Origin of the sequence: Streptomyces alkaliterrae (genome assembly GCF_007097205.2) — a bacterium.
GTDB lineage: Bacteria > Actinomycetota > Actinomycetes > Streptomycetales > Streptomycetaceae > Streptomyces > Streptomyces alkaliterrae.
This window is the reverse complement of record NZ_VJYK02000101.1, coordinates 1-17243: the sequence shown is the minus strand read 5'-3', so window position 1 is coordinate 17243 and position 17243 is coordinate 1. Positions and strand designations below refer to the sequence as shown.

General features: G+C 71.9%; 14 protein-coding genes and 1 tRNA gene. 13 read left to right on the top strand and 2 right to left on the bottom strand.

Translation table 11 applies throughout. The features are described from left to right. The first annotated feature begins 144 nt into the window (after positions 1 to 144). From FNX44_RS12055 to FNX44_RS12030, 6 genes are all read left to right on the top strand, one after another. A tRNA-Ala gene (locus tag FNX44_RS12055) sits at positions 145 to 218 on the top strand. 270 nt (positions 219 to 488) lie between these two features. Continuing rightward, positions 489 to 3587: an AfsR/SARP family transcriptional regulator gene (locus FNX44_RS12050; protein WP_143648049.1), complete on the top strand. Its 3099-nt coding sequence runs from the start codon at positions 489 to 491 to the stop codon at positions 3585 to 3587. A 150-nt stretch (positions 3588 to 3737) separates the two neighbouring features. Next, a complete protein-coding gene (locus FNX44_RS12045) occupies positions 3738 to 3875 on the top strand; it encodes a hypothetical protein (RefSeq protein WP_153507178.1) in 138 nt (45 codons plus the stop codon). Positions 3876 to 4041: 166 nt separating this feature from the next. After that, on the top strand, positions 4042 to 5307 hold the full coding sequence (locus FNX44_RS12040) for a YcaO-like family protein (RefSeq protein WP_173019168.1): 1266 nt from the start codon (positions 4042 to 4044) through the stop codon (positions 5305 to 5307). After that, positions 5304 to 6287: a hypothetical protein gene (locus FNX44_RS12035; protein ID WP_143648047.1), complete on the top strand. Its 984-nt coding sequence runs from the start codon at positions 5304 to 5306 to the stop codon at positions 6285 to 6287. The genes FNX44_RS12040 and FNX44_RS12035 overlap by 4 nt, the downstream gene beginning before the upstream one ends. A gap of 53 nt (positions 6288 to 6340) precedes the next feature. Then, positions 6341 to 7648 carry an MFS transporter gene (locus FNX44_RS12030; protein WP_143648046.1) on the top strand — a complete coding sequence of 436 codons (1308 nt, stop codon included), beginning with the start codon at positions 6341 to 6343 and terminating at the stop codon, positions 7646 to 7648. A 145-nt stretch (positions 7649 to 7793) separates the two neighbouring features. Here the strand turns inward: FNX44_RS12030 and FNX44_RS12025 are convergent, their stop codons facing one another. Then, entirely contained in the window at positions 7794 to 9152 is a 1359-nt protein-coding gene (locus FNX44_RS12025; RefSeq protein ID WP_228449831.1) for a cytochrome P450, read from the bottom strand. A gap of 337 nt (positions 9153 to 9489) precedes the next feature. Between FNX44_RS12025 and FNX44_RS12020 the strand changes: the two genes are divergently transcribed. The 6 genes from FNX44_RS12020 to FNX44_RS11995 all read left to right on the top strand — a co-directional run bounded on the left by FNX44_RS12020 (position 9490) and on the right by FNX44_RS11995 (position 15929). Next, the gene (locus tag FNX44_RS12020; RefSeq protein WP_143648044.1) at positions 9490 to 11037 is read left to right on the top strand and encodes a cytochrome P450 family protein; all 1548 of its coding nucleotides are present in this window, start codon (positions 9490 to 9492) and stop codon (positions 11035 to 11037) included. 327 nt (positions 11038 to 11364) lie between these two features. After that, a complete protein-coding gene (locus tag FNX44_RS12015; protein WP_143648043.1) occupies positions 11365 to 11793 on the top strand; it encodes a hypothetical protein in 429 nt (142 codons plus the stop codon). 303 nt (positions 11794 to 12096) lie between these two features. Continuing rightward, a complete protein-coding gene (locus FNX44_RS29695; RefSeq protein ID WP_323369289.1) occupies positions 12097 to 14460 on the top strand; it encodes an ATP-binding protein in 2364 nt (787 codons plus the stop codon). Then, entirely contained in the window at positions 14457 to 14915 is a 459-nt protein-coding gene (locus tag FNX44_RS12005; protein ID WP_143648042.1) for a roadblock/LC7 domain-containing protein, read from the top strand. Before FNX44_RS29695 ends, FNX44_RS12005 begins: the two co-directional genes overlap by 4 nt. After that, complete coding sequence (locus FNX44_RS12000; protein ID WP_143648041.1) at positions 14912 to 15268, top strand: DUF742 domain-containing protein; 357 nt, start codon at positions 14912 to 14914, stop codon at positions 15266 to 15268. Before FNX44_RS12005 ends, FNX44_RS12000 begins: the two co-directional genes overlap by 4 nt. Continuing rightward, positions 15249 to 15929 (top strand): GTP-binding protein, encoded by a 681-nt coding sequence (locus FNX44_RS11995; protein WP_407699176.1) that lies wholly within the window; start codon positions 15249 to 15251, stop codon positions 15927 to 15929. The genes FNX44_RS12000 and FNX44_RS11995 overlap by 20 nt, the downstream gene beginning before the upstream one ends. 53 nt (positions 15930 to 15982) lie before the next feature. On the opposite strand, the gene FNX44_RS11990 is transcribed toward FNX44_RS11995, so the two are convergent. After that, positions 15983 to 16474 carry a GNAT family N-acetyltransferase gene (locus FNX44_RS11990; protein ID WP_143648040.1) on the bottom strand — a complete coding sequence of 164 codons (492 nt, stop codon included), beginning with the start codon at positions 16472 to 16474 and terminating at the stop codon, positions 15983 to 15985. A gap of 26 nt (positions 16475 to 16500) precedes the next feature. On the opposite strand from FNX44_RS11990, the gene FNX44_RS11985 reads away from it, so the two are divergent. Beyond that, on the top strand, positions 16501 to 17243 hold a 743-nt coding region (locus FNX44_RS11985; RefSeq protein ID WP_143648039.1), incomplete at its 3' end, for an exodeoxyribonuclease III.

The window sequence follows — 17243 nt, the reverse complement described above, 5'->3', positions numbered from 1 at the left end:
GGTCCCACCCGCAAACCCCGCCGCACCCCCCTCTTCGACCAGGACGCCTCCGACGACCACCCCCGAGCCTCCGGCCAGTGACTGCCCCACGGGATCGGATTTCGTCCCCCGGCCGGAGGGGTGCTAATGTTTCTCTCGTTCCGAGGGCCTGTAGCGCAGCCTGGTAGCGCATCTCGTTCGCAACGAGGGGGTCAGGGGTTCAAATCCCCTCAGGTCCACGTGACAAGATCCCGTCCAGCTCGATGAGCTGGGCGGGATCTTTGTGTCGTGAACCTGGTCCCACCCGTGTCGAGCGGCCGTCTCTCGGCGGGAAACGACTTTCGGTCGGCTGGATGGCGATCGCCAACCGTTTCCGTCTGCCTCGTCGGCTGCGCTCGTGGGCACGCCGCGTCCGGTACTCGGGAAGCGCGGGCGGGGGGATTGCCGCCGACCGCGGGTTGTCACCGATCGTAAACTCAACCTAACTCTGTGTTGTATGATCGCGATCGATGTGCGCGCACTACGAGTTCAGGATGCTCGGGCCGCTGGACGTCCGGCGGAATGGCCGCCCGGTGCCGATCGGCGCGGCGAAACTCCGGCTCCTCCTCGCCGCGTTGCTCGCCGAGGCCGGGTCCGTCGTTCCCGTTGACAACCTGGTGGACGTGCTGTGGAGGACAGATCCGCCCACCCGGACCCGGAACACGCTTCAGAACTACGTGCTGCGTCTGCGCCGTTGCCTGGGGCCCGAAGGGCATGAGGTCGTGCTCACCCATCCTCGCGGCTATCTGGCCGAGATCGACCCGGACTCACTGGACCTGCATCGTTTCCGGTGCCTCGTCCGGCAGGGGCGGGAGGTGCTGGAGTCGGACGGCCCGCCGGACCGTTCGGCGGCGCTGCTGCGGGAGGCGCTGGGGTTGTGGCGAGGCGAGCCGCTTTCCGACCTCCCCGAGGGCGCGCTCCAAGCCGTTCTGACCGCGTTGGCCGAGCAGCGGCTCGACGCGTTGGAGCTGCGGATCGAAGCTGATCTGGCGTCGGGCCGGGCGGCCGCCGTCCTGCCGGAACTCCGAGCGCTTGTCGACAGCCATCCTTTACGGGAGCGCTTCTGGGCCCAGCGGATACTCGCCCTCTACCGGTGCGGCCGGCAGGCCGAGGCGCTGGAGTGCTACCGCACCGTCGCGGCCCTGCTCTCCGAGGAACTGGGTATCGACCCGGGCGCGGAGCTGAGGGATCTGCAGCGACGCATGCTGACCGCCGCCGCGGAGCTGGACGCGCCGGAAGTGCGGAGGTGGCGGGCGACGGACGGGCCGGAGTCGACGGCGGCCGAAGTGGTGCCTCCAGTCCCGGTGCCGGGGGCTGCGTCGGTGTCGGCCACGTCGGAACGAGTAGCGCCGGGGCCGGCGGGCCAGGGGTCCCGTGTGTCGGCGGAGAGCGCGGCGTGGCACGGCGTTCCGGCCGGCGGGTCGGTCCGGACCGGCGGGAACCTTCCGGCCGAGACCACCACCTTCATCGGCCGGAAGGCCGAACTGGCCGAGGCGCGCAGGGCACTTCACCACTCGAGGCTGCTCACTCTCACCGGGGTCGGAGGGGTCGGCAAGACCCGGCTTGCGTTGCGGCTGGCGGACCAGGTCGCCTCCTGCTTCAGCGACGGCGCATGGCTCGCGGACCTGGCTCCCCTCACCGACCCGGCGCTGCTCGACCGGGCCGTAGCGGAATCGCTCGGTCTGCGCGACCAGTCCCCGCGGCATCCGGCCGACGTGATGGCAGACCATCTGCGCGACCGGGTGACACTGCTCGTCCTGGACAACTGCGAGCATCTGGTCGAGCCGGTTGCCGCGCTCGTGATGCGCCTGCTCCGCGCGGCACCGGGGCTGCGGATCCTCGCGACCAGCCGCGAAAGGCTCGGCGTCCCGGGCGAACACGTCCTGCTCGTTCCCTCGCTCAGCCTGCCACCCGAGAACGCCGAAGCCGATCCCGGGGCACACGCCGAGCCGGGTGCCGCGGAGTGCTCCGAGGCGGTGCTCCTCCTGGCCGGCCGCGCCGCCGCCTCCTGCCCCGGATTCCGGGTCACCGAGCACAACCGGGGCCCGGTCGAGCAGCTCTGCCGGCGTCTGGACGGGATTCCCCTCGCGATCGAGCTGGCGGCCGTCCGTCTGGGTTCCATGGCCGTGGCCGAGGTGCTGAGCCGGCTGGACGACTGCTTTCGCCTGCTGTCCATGCCGCGCGGTCGTGCTGACAGCCGCTACCAGCAGACGTTGCGGGGTGTTGTCGACTGGAGCTACAGCCTCTGCACGGAGGGGGAACGGCTGCTCTGGATCCGCCTGTCCGTCTTCTCCGACGGCTTTGACCTGGAGGCGGCCGAAGCCGTGTGCGACGGGGAGGGGATCGCGTGCGCGGACGTACTCGACCTGCTCGCCGGGCTGGTCCAGAAGTCCATCGTGATGGTCGACAGCAACGGAAGCAGAGCCCGCTACCGACTCCTGGAGACAATCCGCCAGTACGGCAGGCAGCGGCTGCTGGAGCAGGGCGGAACCACTGCGCTCGCCCTTCGCCACAGCGATCACTACCACGCCCTGACCGTACGTGCCGCGGCCGAGTGGTGCGGCCCGGCGGAGGTCGACTGGTTGTGCCGGCTGCGTGGCGAACTGCCCAACCTGCGCGCGGCTCTGGACTTCTGCCGTACACATCCGGGCAGGGCCGGCGTCGGCCTGGAGATCGCAGTCAACCTCACCCGGACACGGTGCTGGTTCTTCAGCAGCACGCTCGGGGAGGGACGCCACTGGTTGGAGCGGCTGCACGACCCGTCCGTCGCGCTGCCAGATGAACTCACCGCCTCGAGGCAGGCGTTGAAGGCCTGGATCGCTCTCTGCCAGGGCGATCTGCCGGGCGTGCGAGCGGCGATGGAGGAGTGCCGCGCGGCCCCGGGCCCCACCCGCGCCCCGGCGATGGTCTACATCGAGGGCGCGCACGCTCTGCTGGTGAGCGCCGACCCGGACGCCATCGCCCAACTGGAGCGCGCCCGGTCCGGTTTCCGGCAGGCGGGTCATCACGGGGACGCCCATATGGCCACCATGCTGTGGGCCATCGCGGCCGCGTTCCTCGGGGACCGGCACACCGCGTTCCACGCCCGTGACGTCTACCTCGCGGAGGCGGAGACCGCACGGGCGGAATGGGCGTGGACGTGGGCCCGCTGGTGCGCCGGTCTGGCCGAGCTGCGCCATGGGAAGCCGGCCCTCGCGCTGCCACTCCTTCGGGAGGCGCTGGCCTGTCAGAGAAGCATCGGGGACAGGTGGGGGCCGGTGTGGGGTGTGGAGACGCTGGCCTGGGCCGTCGCCGCCGTCGGGCGTCCCACCTGCGCGGCGGTGCTGCTCGGTGCCGCGCACCGGATGCAGCGCGCCATCGGTGTCGCGCTGACCGGACTCCGGCCGTTCCACCTCGTCCATGCCGAGACCGAGGGCCTGGTCAGAGGGACCCTGGGGGCGGCGGCGTACGCGGACGCCTGGGCCCGGGGTCTCGCGGCGCAGGACAGCATCGGTCTGGCGTTGTCGGCGGGGGAGGAGTTCCTCACCGCCCGCCCGCCGCACGGAAGTTCCGGCCCGCAGGACGCGTGACCGCGGAGTGACCGGGGCGATAGCGCTCCTCGGCAGGCTTTCAACGTGGCGTCGCCGACGCCTACCGGTCGGCTCCGCGGTTCGGCGGCGGGGCGCCCGGTCCTTACTCCGGCAAGTACCACAGCCCTTGAGAGGAACGAGGAATTCGGCATGGGACACGGAAAGACAGCCAGCGGCGACCTGAACTTCGCCGAGCGGAAGGGAATCAAGCGGACGTTCGAGGACGCCTTCTTCGCGCAGGCGAAGACCTCGAAGAAGTCCGCCAAGAAGCAGAAGAACGAACGCTAGGTCGGCGGGCGGCGGCCTGAACGGGTCGCGCACGTCCTGGCCGTCGCGCCGCCTCGGGGGGCGCGACGGCCCCTTCCCGAGGTGGACACCGTCGATGCTTCGGGCCGAGCACGGCCTTGAGCCGGCGAAACATGACGCATGTCCGGAGATGATGACTTTGGGTCGCGTGAGTGATCGCGAACGGTCTACCACGGTCGCCGAGGCGTTGCGACTCGCAGACGAGGCAGCCCGCGCCCACGACCTGACTCTTACCTGGGAGCTGTCGGAAGGCGACGACGGGCGGGCCGTCGCCGTCCACCGGGCCACGCTGTCCGACTCGGTCGGTACCGTGCTCGGGCGGGCGGCGGGCAAGGGCGTGGGGAAGCAGTCACTCGCCAGTGCCCTCTTCGAGGCATACGAGCACGCCGGGGCGCGGGGCCTACTTCCGCGACAACGGCACGGGCGGGCCTGGGAGGTCCTGCCCCCGCCGGACTTCGAGCAGTTCGACCTGCTCAGCACCTACGCGCACGACACCCGTCCGACGACCGCACAGGCCACCGTGCCCTTCCACGCCCTCCTCGACATCCATCCCGTGCGGACGGGGCGAAGGATCGTCTATCCGGCGGTGGCGGCCGACTTCGCCTATCACGGCGACGAGGCGGAGTCGGACCTGGTGGTTCTCGAGCGGTACTCGACCACCAACGGCTACGCGGCGGGCGCGACCGCGGAGGACGCCCTCGTACACGCCGTCAACGAGCTCGTCGAACGCGACGCGCTCAGTCAGCACCTGCTCTCCTCGGTGATCCGGCCCCGTCCCCTCCACCGGATCCGTGGCGGCGAGCCGCCCGAGTTGAAGCGGGCGTTGGAGACCGTGGAGACCTTCCTGGCGGGTGAGGCGGTCGTCGTGGACGTCACCGCCCACACCGGATGTGTCGTCATGGCACATCTCAGGCCGGCCGACAGCGCGACCGCGCTGGTCGGGATGGGCTGCTCCCTGTTCCCGGACATCGCCTTCGAGCGGGCGGTGACCGAGCTGTACCAGGAGTGGAAGGCGTACGCCGCGGGTGTGACCTTCGCCGACGAGGGGGGCCGGGAACCGGACAACCTCGACTCCTACCCGCTGCTCCGCAGGGCGGCCGAGGTACCGGCGCCGCGGTGGGCGTCGCAGGGCTCGTACGGCGACTTCCTGAGGGACCGGGCGCCGAACAACCCGTCGGGAGAAGCCCATCTGCTCACTTCCCTGCGGCAGAACGGTTTTGAGGTCTTCTGGCGCTCCCTGTGGGAACACACGGACGATGCCGACGGGAAAGGCCGGGGCGTGCATGTCGTCCAGGTCATCGCGCCGGGCCTGGAGCAGTTCTACGGAATCATGCTGTGCCGGCCCCTCGTCCCCGTCGGTCGACTGTATTCGCCGGAGACGTGTGCCGCGCTTCTGAAAGGAGTCGACGAATGACGCCGAACCTGGCGACCGGGCCGTACGGAAACGCGGAGGAGATCGCCCGCAACTCCGCATCGTTCTTCACCGGCTTCGGCCTCTCCGAGGAGTTGGCCGCCAGTCATGCCGTACACCCGATGGTCGATCACATTCTCTGCGAGCGATGGGCGGGTGGGTCCACGAGCGCCGTACCGGTGGACTATCTGACGCCGGTCGAGAGCGGCCGCGTTGATGCGTGGCTGAGTCGTGACCACCCCGCGGACAAGGCTCTCGAGGGAAAGCTCGGCGCACTGGCCGCCGGTGAGCGGTACCACACACTGCCCGACGACGAAAAGAACCGATCTGTGCTGGTGGCGCTGCTGGAGCGGGCGAACGCACGTCTTGAGGAAGCCGTCCCCGAGTTGTGGGAGGAAACCCGGCCTTTCGTGTCCCGCGTCTTCCTCGCGGGCGGCGGGAAAATCCTGGGTGGATCCTGGGACCATGTCGCCGGGGCCATGCTCGTCGGGGAACAGCTACGGGATGACCGGGAGACGGCGGCGGAATCGTTGCTGCACGAGGCGGTGCACGCCAAGACGTACCGCATCGTCCGCGGCTTCAGGAAGGTCTTCATCGAATCGACGCCGGAGTTCATCGACATTCCCTGGTGGCGGACGGAGGAATCCAGTCGGCTCTGGGGGACCGAGCGTGCGTTCGCCGCCTACACCGTCTACGCGCACCTCGGTTACTACTACGGCCAGGTCATGCGGACCTCCGCCGACCCGGAGCGGGACGGGACCCTCCGATCCCTCCAGCAGACCTCCTTCCGGGCCCGCTACCTCGGCAATCTGCTCCTGCAACTGGACGACCACTGGCTGGACCCCGAGCGCCGCGACGTCGTCCGGTGGCTTCTCCCGGCGATTCCGGCGCCTCCCCTCCTCAACTCGGAGGGCGAGCAGGCGCTGCGTCTCGACATCAGGTCGTTCCCGGGAGCCGCCGAGGCCCTGAGGCCGGTGGGTTGAGCGGTCACGAGTCTCGGCAGAGGTGACGACGACAACGGATGGGGCTGTCCGCCGTGCTTCTCGCTGAAAAGAACGTGCCGACGGTCTCCGCGATCCTTCGGGCCCGGCGTTGGATGCTGGCCGGATTGTCCGTCTCGATCGTCGGCTCGCGTGTGGTGGAGGGCGGTTCCGGCGGCATGGTCGCCCAAGGCGCGCTACCGCTGGCGTGGCTCGCGGTCCTGGCCACCGTGACGGCGGGGCTCGGCTTCGCCGCGCCACTGACCGCCAGGGTCCTGGCCGGCTACAACCCGGCTACGGTGCTGGTCCTCTCCGATCTGGTCGAAGCACTCCTCTCGGTCGTCGCGCTGACGGCTGTGCTCCTGTTTCCCGACCACGCCGTCCCCGTGCTGGCCGGCTATCTGCTGCTCGCCGCGCTCTTCCCAGCGGTCGCGGACGTGGTGGAGGAGTTCTACGCGCAGCAGCTCGCCCAGCTCGGCCCCGGTCACGCGCTGGCTTTCAACGCGTCCGTCTACTCGGTGCTGGGGTTCATCGGACTTGTCGTCGCGCTGCCCCTCGGCAGCTTCGTCTCGGAACGGTCGCTCACGGTACTGATCGCGGTGAACCTGGTGCTCTCCGCACTGGGCGTGTGCTTGCGGACGGTCGGCCGCCGTACGGTCCTGACCGCCCCCGTCACGGAGCAGAACACCGAGGATTTCCGCGCTCTCGGAAGCCGCGTGGCCGTGCGGGCGTTCGCCCGCGCACTGGTGCGTTCCGGACCGGTCTCACCTGCGCTCGGGCTCGTCGGGGCGGTGGGCAGGACGCTCGCGGGTGTTTTTGTGTACCTCTGGACGGCCCGCGCGATGCCGTGGTCCGCCGCCGACTCGTTTGCCCTGGTCGTGGCCTGCTTCGGCGTCGGCGCGACGGTGGGCCCGCATCTCGCGCCGTTCACCCGGCGCCGGATGGGCGTCCGGAGGTCACTGCTGGTCGCGACCGGCGCGACCATTGCCGTGGTGACGACCTTCGGCGGATGCGTGATCCTGCTGCCGGCCGATTCCCTCTGGCCGATCGCCCTCGGGTACGTGGTGCTCGTGGGCGCCCTCACCCGGATGCGTGACGTCCTGATCACCACCCTGCGGCAGGAGTCGTTCCGCGGGAGCGGCTTCGTGACCGTCATGAGCTGGTCGTTCGCGTTGACGTCCCTGGGGGCGCTGATCGGCTCGTGGGCCGGCGTGGGTCTTCGGGTCGCCGCATGTCCGTTGACCGGGCTGCTCGCTTTCACGGTCTCTCTGGGCGTCGGTCTGGTGGCGGTGCTGCGCTTCCGCGAGCCGGCGGGCGATCCGGTGGCGGACGCCCGTCCGCCGGAACCCGAAGGCCTGCCGTGAGGCGTCCTGCGGGGGCACGGCGACGCAGACGCCGCGAACGTCGCGCCCGCGGACGCGAGCCCTTCCGGGGCGCGGCGCTCCGTGCGCCGGCGTGTGGCGGGAAGCCGCGGCCGGTCGGGGCCCACGCGGCCCCGACCGGGGTGGGTCAGGGGGTGCGGCGGGTGAGGGTCATGGGGATGCGGTCGGCGTGGGCCACGGCGGAGACGGTCTCCTTGGGGGTGTGGCCGGGGACGGGCTCGAACCGCCAGCGGGCCAGCCAGGTGGCGAGGGCGATGGTGGCCTCGGTCCACATGAAGGCGTCGCCGATGCACTTGCGGTTGCCCGCGCCGAACGGCACGTACGCCTCGCGCGGGATCTCGGCGCGGCGTGCGGGGAGCCAGCGGTCGGGGTCGAAGCGGTGGGCGTCGCGGTAGGTGCGCTCGTCGCGGTGGAGGGCGTAGAGACTGAACGCGACTTCCGCGCCGACCGGCAGGTCGACGCCACCGAGTGTGACGGGGGCGGTGGCGCGGCGCATCAGCATCGTGACGCCGTGGAGGCGGACGACCTCGTCCAGGACCCGGCGGATCGCCTCCAGTTTCGGGACGTCCTCGATGGTGACGGGCCGGTCGCCGACGACGTCGCGGATCTCCGCGACGACCTGCTCTTCCACGTCCCGGTGCCGGGCGAGTTCGTGGAGGGTCCAGGCCAGCGTGGCGGCGGTCGTCTCGGCGCCGGCGAAGAGGAGAGTGCTGAGTTCGTCGCGGACCTCGACGTCGGTCAGCGATTCGCCGGTCTCGGAGTCCTGGGCGGCGAGCAGCAGCGCGAGCAGGTCGTTGTGGGAGTCGCCGTGTCCGGTGCTCCGGGCGGTGGCGACGACCTCGTCGATCACCCGGCGGAGGTTGGCGGCGGCCTCGTCGAAGTCGCGGTTGGCACGGATGGGGAGGCGGTCCAGGGCCTTGGGGGAGGCAGCGCGCAGGAGCAGGTTCTTGAGGACGATCGGCAGGTTGGTGCGTACGGCCTCCACCGCCGGTCGTCCGATGTCGGTGGAGAACAAGGTCTCGGCGAGGGTCTCGACGGCGTAGCGGGCCATCTCCTCCTCGAGCTCGATCTCCTGACCTTCCCGCCAACGATCCGACATGGCAGCGGCGTTGGCGCTCATGACGGCGGAGTAGCGGGCTATTCGGGTGGGGTGGAACATGGGCTGTATCAGGCGGCGGTTGCGGCGGTGGAGTTCGCCGTCGGAGTTGGCGAGGCCGTTCCCGGCGAGCGGCCGCAGCCGGTCGAAGAAACGTCCCTTCTCGAAGGATCTCGCCTGTGTGACGGTCACCTCGCGGACCAGCTCCGGAGTGGTCACGACGTACATCGGCATCGTGCCGAGATCCACGCGGACGATCTCGCCGTGGTCGCGGAGCGAGGACAGGAAGCCGAGCGGGTCGCGCCACAGCCGCAGGACGTGCCCCAGCAGGGGCAGACGGCCGGGGGCGCGGGGTACCGACGGTTGCGGGGCGAGCGACTGAACGGACAAGGAAGTGGACCTTTGCTCTCGGGGGTGCCGGGCGGCGCGGTGTCCCGGCCGCCCGGGTTCTGCGTGGTGCGTGGCCGCACCCGGCCGGTGCGCCCACGCCATCCGTACCCACCCGAGGCCCCGGCCCCACCGGCGGCGCTCGACAACTGGCCGGGGTGACGGTGGTGTTGGTCACGGCCCCGAACCGCCAGGCGGCGCGGCGGAGATAGGCTGAGGCCGCTCCAGCGCTCCCTTCGCGCACGACCAGGCGGTGTCGACGGGCGCGGCGCCGGGAGCCGAGCCGACCCCGGCACCGTCCCTGGGTGCCCTGACCGCTTCGTCCCACACCGGAGGCACCGTGACCAACAGCCCCCACCCGTCACACTCCACTCCCGCCCCCGGGGCACCGGCCGCCGGCGGCTGCCCGGTCAGCGGCGGGGCGCACCGGCTGACGCCGGGCGAGGACCAGGCGCGGCTCTACGACGCCCTCCGCCGCGAACACGGCGCCGTGGCACCCGTGTTGCTGCCGGGCGACATCCGGGCGTGGCTGGTGCTCGACTACCACACCAACCTCACCGTCATGCGCACTCCTTCGGTGTACTCCTCCGACTCCCGGCACTGGTCGGTCACCCTGCCCCCGGACTCCCCGCTGGTGCCGATCACCACCTGGCAGCCGCTGGTCGCGTTCGTCGACGGGCAGGAGCACGGCCGGCTGCGCGGGGCGATCACCGGCGCCCTCGACCGGTACAAGGGCGCCGGGCGCGGCGTGCGGCGCTACGTGCACCGTTACATGAGCACGCTGGTCGACGGCTTCCAGACGCAGGGCCGCTGCGACCTGGTGCCGGACCTCGCCGAGAAGCTGTCGATCCTGGTACTGGCCCGGCTGTTCGGGCTGGCCGAACGGGAGGCGCTGCCGCTGGGCGCCGCCATACGCGACATGGTGCAGGGCAGTGCGACGGCGGTCCGCAGCAACGAGTACGTCACCGGCGTCATGGCGAACCTCGTCCGGGAGAAGCGGGCGACCCCAGGCGAGGACATCGCGAGCTGGCTGCTCCAGGACGAGGCCGCGCTCGACGACGTGGAGGTGATGGAGCACCTGCGGCACGCGCTGGTCTCCTCCCACGAGAAGACCACCAACTTCATCGCCAACACCTTGAAGGCCATCCTGACCGAGCGCGCCTTCCACGCGACGCTGACCTCCGGCCAGATGACGCTGCCCGACGCGCTGGAGGAGGTGCTGTGGAACGACCCGCCACTGACCACCGTGCCGACCCGGTGGGCGACCAACGACACCGTGCTGGCCGGACGGCACATCAGCAGGGGCGACATGGTGATGCTGGGCCTCGCGGCCGGCAACTCCGACCCGGCGATCCGCGCCACGGAGACCCCCGTGCGCAACAACCGCGCGCACCTCTCCTTCGGCCACGGCCCGCACGAGTGCCCCGGGCAGCACCTGGGACGCGCCATCGCCGAGGCGGCGGTGGACGCGCTGCTCACCATGCTGCCGGACGTGCAACTGGACGCAGGGGCGGAGCTGCCGGTGACGGCGTCCCTGGTGTCCAACCGGCTGAACAGCCTGCCCGTCACCTTCTCGCCGCGCGGCAGGACGGCGGCCGCGGGCGCCCCGGCGGGACAGCCGGACCCCCCGGCTCCCGCAGGCGCGGAGGGCGCGGGCGTGCGCGCAGGCGCGTACGCGTCCCAAGGTCTCCCTGCCGGTGCGCCCGGTGCGCCCGGTGCGCCCGGAGCACCGGTGGCTTTCGGTGCTGCCGGGGGCGGCGGTACGGCGGTGGCGGCCGGTCCCGGGCTGCCACCGGAGCTGCCGCCCGCACAGCCCGACCCCGTGCCGTCCGCGCAGCCGGCGGCGACCGGCCACCGCAGGGCGCGCAAGTCCTGGTGGCCGCTGTAGCGGCACCCCCGGTCCGGCACCGCCGCGACCCCGTAACCCGCTACCCGTACCCGTCTCCGTACCCGTACCCGTGGCCGGGTGGCCGGGGGCGGGTGCGGGAGTCGAACGGCCGGTTCCCGCGCGGCGATGGCCGAGGGTCGCCTTTCCCGCCGTCGCCGCGCGGTGGAAGCATGGGCGCCGTCGGCGGCACCCGTCGCAAGGAGTCCCCCGTCGCCTCAACGGTCACGCGCAGCCCCGTCGGGCGTGCCTGTTCGCCGCCGCCGGTCACGTCCCCGGGTCAGAAGGCACATCGACAGCTCTCCCTTCCCGGAAGGAAGACACGTAGTCATGCGCAAGCGGACCACCGGAGTCGCCGCCGTGGTGGGCGGTCTTGTCCTCGCCGCCGGAGCCCTCTCGGCCACCAGCACCGCAGCCACCGCCGCCGAGTCCACCGACCGGATCGGCGTCCAGTCCTGCTACGGCAGCGCCAAGTCCTACACGAAGCCGGCCGGCCAGCACTACTACCCGTCGGGTTACCCGGGTGGCACCTGGCTCACCGCGACCACCAACTGCAACGACATCAACATACGCCCCAATTCCGACCGCTATGTCAAGGTGTGCTTCAACCCGAGCTCCGGCTCGCCCTACTGCCAGAGCTCGAACACGTGGGCACCGAGCGGGAAGTGGACGGTGGTCGCGACCAACGTGCGGAGCGGCACCAAGTTCAAGTTCCGGTTCTGGAGCGACGGCAGGGCCACCGGCAGCTGGGCCGGCTGACGGTCGGGCGCACCAGGGTCCCGGCCGGCATGCGGCGGCCGGGACCGGCTCGGGATCAGGGGCGGATACGGGTTCTGCCGCATCGCCGCAGGCTGTGAGCGGCGGGCGGGAGGCGTCGCCGGGTGTTCGAACTGGCGGTACGTCAGATTTGTTGCCCGTTAAAGCGTTTGGGCGTCCGGGTCTGACGGGTAATGGTTTTTGCTTGCCATCCGCAGTGACCGGAGAATCACCTATAGTGTCAACGAATTGATCAGGAGTGGTCCTCTCCGGATTGCTCCTAGCCGATCCGTCAAGGACCCGATGATGACAGCGCACCAGCCGTCCGCGCACCGACGGACGGAGCGTCCACCGCTGCGGTCATCGCTCGCCGCCCCCCTGCTCACCGCACTGCTGAGCGGTGTCGGTGCCGGACTCGCGGTGTACGCCGCCCCGCAGTCCTTCCGTGCGCCCGTCGCCTGGGCGTCCGGTGCCGTTGCGGTGCTGCTGTGCCTGGCCGCCGTGCTTGTAGTCCAGCAGCGGCAGCGGGCGCGCGCGTACGCCGAGCAGGTGGACGCCGCCCGCCGGGAGACCAGGCGGGTGGTGGAGAGCGTCCTGCCCGACGTCGTGGGCCGCCTGCGCTCCGGGGCCTCCGCGGACACCGCACTCGCCGCGACCGAGCAGCCCCAGGACGCCACTCACCAGCAGCTACTGCGACTCGTCGCGGACGAACTCGGGCGCAGCGAGGCCGCCCGCGCCGCCGCGATGTCCGCCTGCGCGGACGCCGCCGGTCGCATGCAGGCGCTGGCCACCGGCATGCTCGCCGACCTGCGCGAGATGGAGCACCGGCACGCCGACGAGGACGTCCTCGCCGACTTGCTGCACCTCGACCACCGCACCGCGCAGGCCGGCCGCCTCGCCGACAGCGTCGCCGTGCTCACCGGCGCCCGCTCCGGCCGCCGCTGGGCCAGGCCGATCGTCATGGAGAGCGTGCTGCGCGGCGCGATGAGCCGAATAGCCGGCTACCGCCGCGTACGGCTGCACACCACCGTGGACGTCGCCGTCGCCGGTCACGCGGCCGAGGGCGTCATGCACGCCCTGGCCGAACTCCTCGACAACGCAGCGAACTTCTCGCCGCCCACCTCCGAAGTGCACGTCTACGTGGAGGAGGTGCCCGCCGGGCTTGTCGTCACCATCGAGGACAGCGGCCTGGTGATGGGCGACTTCGCGCTGCGCCGCGCCGAACGAGCCGTCTCCGGCGAAGCGTTGGACCTGACAGCCCTCTCGGGGACGCGCATGGGGCTGGCCGTCGTCGGCTGCCTGGCGAGGAAGCACGGTCTGACCGTCTCGTTCCGCCCGTCCGCCCGGGGCGGCACCGGGGTCATCGTGCGCATCCCAGAGGAACTGGTCACCCGCCCCCGCGCGGAGGTCCCCCCGGCCGTCGTGGCGCCCGCCGCCCCACCGGTGGGTCTTCGGGGCGTGGGGGAGCGGGCCGGTACGTCGGGTCCGGCGGGTGTGCGCGAGACGCCCGGCATCCCCGCACCGCGTGGCGAGCTCGCACCCGGGCCGCAGCACGGCGAACCGTCGGGGCGTGAGCCGTCACGCCACGAGCCAACGCGTCATGAACCGGACACGGTGTCGGCCGCACCGGACCCTTGGGCCGCTCCCGAGCTCTCCGCCGCTCCCGAGCTCTCCGCTGCTCCCGAGCTCTCCGCTGCTCCCGAGCTCTCCGCTGCTCCCGAGCCCTCCGCGCTCCCGGAGCTCTCGGACGCGACCGGCCCGCACTCGAGCGGCCCGGAGGGGGCCGCCCAGGAGGCGTCCGGCGCGTTGCCGCAGCGGGTCAGCCCGCTGCGCCGTGCCACCGAACCGCCGCACGCCACCGAGCCCGACGAGCACAGCCGCCCCACCGCGCCCCGCAGCGACGATGCCGACGTCCGCTCCGCCGACGTCCGCTCCGCCGACGTCCACCTCGACGGCGCCGCCGACGGAGCGCACGCCGCCACTCCGGAGCACGACGACTTCTTCGCGCCGGGCGGACGCGGCGCGTACCACGGTCGCGCGCTCCCACCGTCCGCCGCTGAGACCCGCGAGACCCGCGAGGCCACTGACGTCCCGGGCGTCCTGGGCGTCCCGGGCGACACACCCCCTGCTCAGGAGGCTCCCGGCGAAGCCGACTCGCCCGCCGCCGACGACCTCTTCATGGCGCTGTGGCCCGGCGACGGCATCACCGCCACCCAGCCGCGACCGGCGCCGCCGACGACCCCCGCGCCGCAGCCGCCCGGACTGCCGGACCCCGGACTGCCGGATGCCGGACTGCCGGACCCCGGACAGCCGGACGCCGGACAGCCGACCCCGCCCGCGGCGGCCTCCGCCGCACGCCCGCTCGCGTCCGGGGCCTACCCGGTCGCACGAGACGGGCAGCCCGAGATCCTCAGCAGCGGACTGCCCAAGCGGCGGCGCGGTCAGACCCTGGCCACGCACCCAAGCCTGGCCGAGCGGCCCCGCCCCGCCGCGCCCTCGCGGCGCTCGGCGGCCGAGTCGGCGGCGCGGTTCGGCGCGTTCCGGCGTGCCGTGCTCGGCGGCGGGCCCACGGACGACGGCGCCACGCCACCGAGCCTCACCCGCCCCGCAACACCCACCTCGTCAACCACTCCCACCCCACAACCTCGATCGAAGGACGACGTCCGATGACCGCACACCTTGCCGGAGCCCCTGCACAGCGGCTACAGACCACCGGTAACGCGGCCGAACTCGGGTGGCTGCTGGAGAGCCTGCTCCAGCGCACCGCGGGTGCCCGGCACGCACTCGTGCTCTCCCGGGACGGCCTCAAGCTCTGCCACACCCCCGAACTGACCGTCGACCAGGCCGACCAGCTCGCCGCGATAGCGGCCGGCATCCAGAGCCTGTCCCAGGGAGCCTCCGTGGAGTTCGGCGACGGCACCGGGGGCGTGCGGCAGGCGATGGCCGAGTTCTACGGCGGCGTGCTGTTCATCGTCGAGGCGGGCGAGGGCGCGCATCTGGCCGTCGTCGCCGACGAGCTGGCCGACGTCGGCCTCGTCGGACACAACATGAACGAGCTGGTCGAACAGCTCGGCGAACACCTCAGCACCCCGCCGCGCCGGCAGGCCGACGGCGGCGCCGCGTGAGGCGGCCGGGCCGGGACGACACACCGGACCGGCTCTACACCCTCACCGGCGGCCGCAGCCGCGCCGACTCGGACGCGTTCGACCTCGTCACCCTGGTCGTCAGCGAGTTCGAGCCGACGCCCGGCATGCAGTCCGAGCACACTGCGATCCTGCGCATGTGCCGCCGCCCGACCGCCGTCGTGGAGATCGCCGCCGAGCTGGGACTTCCCGTCAGCATCGTCAAGATCCTGCTGTCGGACCTCCTGGCCACCGGCAGGATCACCGCCCGTCACCCACAGACCAGTCGGCAGCCGGCCCGGCTGCCGGATCCCACCGTCCTGGAGCAGGTACTCGTTGGCCTCCGCAACCTCTGACACCACCGACCCCACGGGGGCGGCACCCGCCACCGGGCTCCCCGGCCCGGCCGCCGCGCCGGCGCCGGCCGCCGGCCCTCCCTCCGACCGCACCCCGCTGCTCAGCACCGCCAGCAACGCGCTGAAGGTCGTCGTCGTCGGCGGCTTCGGCGTCGGCAAGACGACCCTCGTCCGCTCGGTCAGCGAGATCCGTCCCCTCAACACCGAGGAGACGATGACGCAGGCCGGTCAGCACGTCGACGACAACTCGGCAGTGCTGGCCAAGTCCGCGACCACCGTCGCCTTCGACTTCGGCCGGATCAGCCTCAACGAGGAGACCGTCCTCTACCTCTTCGGCGCCCCCGGCCAGGAACGCTTCTGGTTCCTCTGGGACCGGCTGTTCGCCGGCACCCTCGGCGCCGTCGTACTCGTCGACACCCGACGGCTGGCCGACTCCTGGTACGCGATCGACCGGCTCGAACAGCACGGCACACCGTTCATCGTCGCCCGCAACGACTTCGGCGGCCCCCGCTACACCCACCAGGAGATCCGCGACGCGCTCGACCTGCTTCCGCACGTACCGCTCGTCGACTGCGACGCCCGCTCCCGGGAGGACGGCAAGGCCGTGCTGATCGCCCTCGTCCGACACCTGCACCGACTCGTCACCGGCCAGGTCCACTGACACCCGGCGCGGGGCTGGCGCCCGGCCACTCCCGCCCGGTCACTCCCGCCCGGTCACTCCCGTCCGGTGAGCGGCTTCACAAAGCAGCGGCTCTTCGGCTCGTGCCGGTACATCCCGAACTTGCTCGGCGCCGGCGTGTAGCCGCTGGAGGTGTACAGCTCGATCGCCTCGGGCTGCTCGGTACCGGTCTCCAGCACCATGCGCAGCCGTCCGGCCGCCCGCGCGTCCTCCTCCAGCCGCGCCAGGATGCGCCGGGCGAGCCCCCGCCCCCTGGCCTCGGGTATGACGTACATCCGCTTGATCTCGGCGTCGCCCTCCTCGTAGCCCTCGCCGGCCGGCAGCTTCCCGCGCCAGCCGCCGGTGGCCACCGGCCGCCCCTCGTCGTCGTACGCGAGGAGGAAGACGCCGTGCGGCGGCACGAACATGTCAGGGTCCAGCGGAGTGCTGTCACCGTCGCTCTGGTAGCGCCGGGCGTACTCCTGCTGCACCTCGGCCTCCAGCTTGCGCGCGTCCGGATGGTCGTACCGACGGGTGACGATCTGCATGAACGCATCGTATGTAGGGTGCAGGGATGCTCAAAGTGACCTCCGTGAACGTGAACGGGCTGCGCGCGGCGGCCCGGAAGGGCTACCTGCCGTGGCTGGCCGCGACGGACGCCGACGTCGTGTGCCTCCAGGAGGTCAGGGCCGAGTCCGGCCAGCTCACCGCCGAGGTCCGCGACCCCGACGGCTGGCACGCCGTCTACGCGCCCGCGCTCGACCCCGCGGCCAAGGGCCGCGCCGGTGTGGCGCTCCTCACCCGCCGCGAGCCGGACGCCGTCCGCGTCGGCTTCGGCGTCACCGAGTTCGACGGCTCCGGCCGCTACCTCGAAGCCGACCTCCCCGGCCTCACCGTCGCCAGCCTCTACCTCCCCTCCGGCGAGGTCGGCACGGAACGCCAGGACGAGAAGGAACGCTTCATGGCCACCTTCCTGCCCTACCTGAAGGAACTGCGCGAGCGCGCCGCCGCCGACGGCCGCGAAGTCCTCGTCTGCGGCGACTGGAACATCGCCCACCGCGAAGCCGACCTGAAGAACTGGCGCGCCAACCGCGCCAACTCCGGCTTCCTCCCCGAGGAACGCGACTGGCTGACCCGCGTCCTCGACCCCGCCGACGGCGGCTACACCGACGTCGTCCGCGCCCTCCACCCCGAACAGGACGGCCCCTACAGCTGGTGGTCCTACCGCGGCCGCGCCTTCGACAACAACTCCGGGTGGCGGATCGACTACCACATGGCAACCCCAGGTCTCGCCGCCACGGCCGTCAAGGCCGAGGT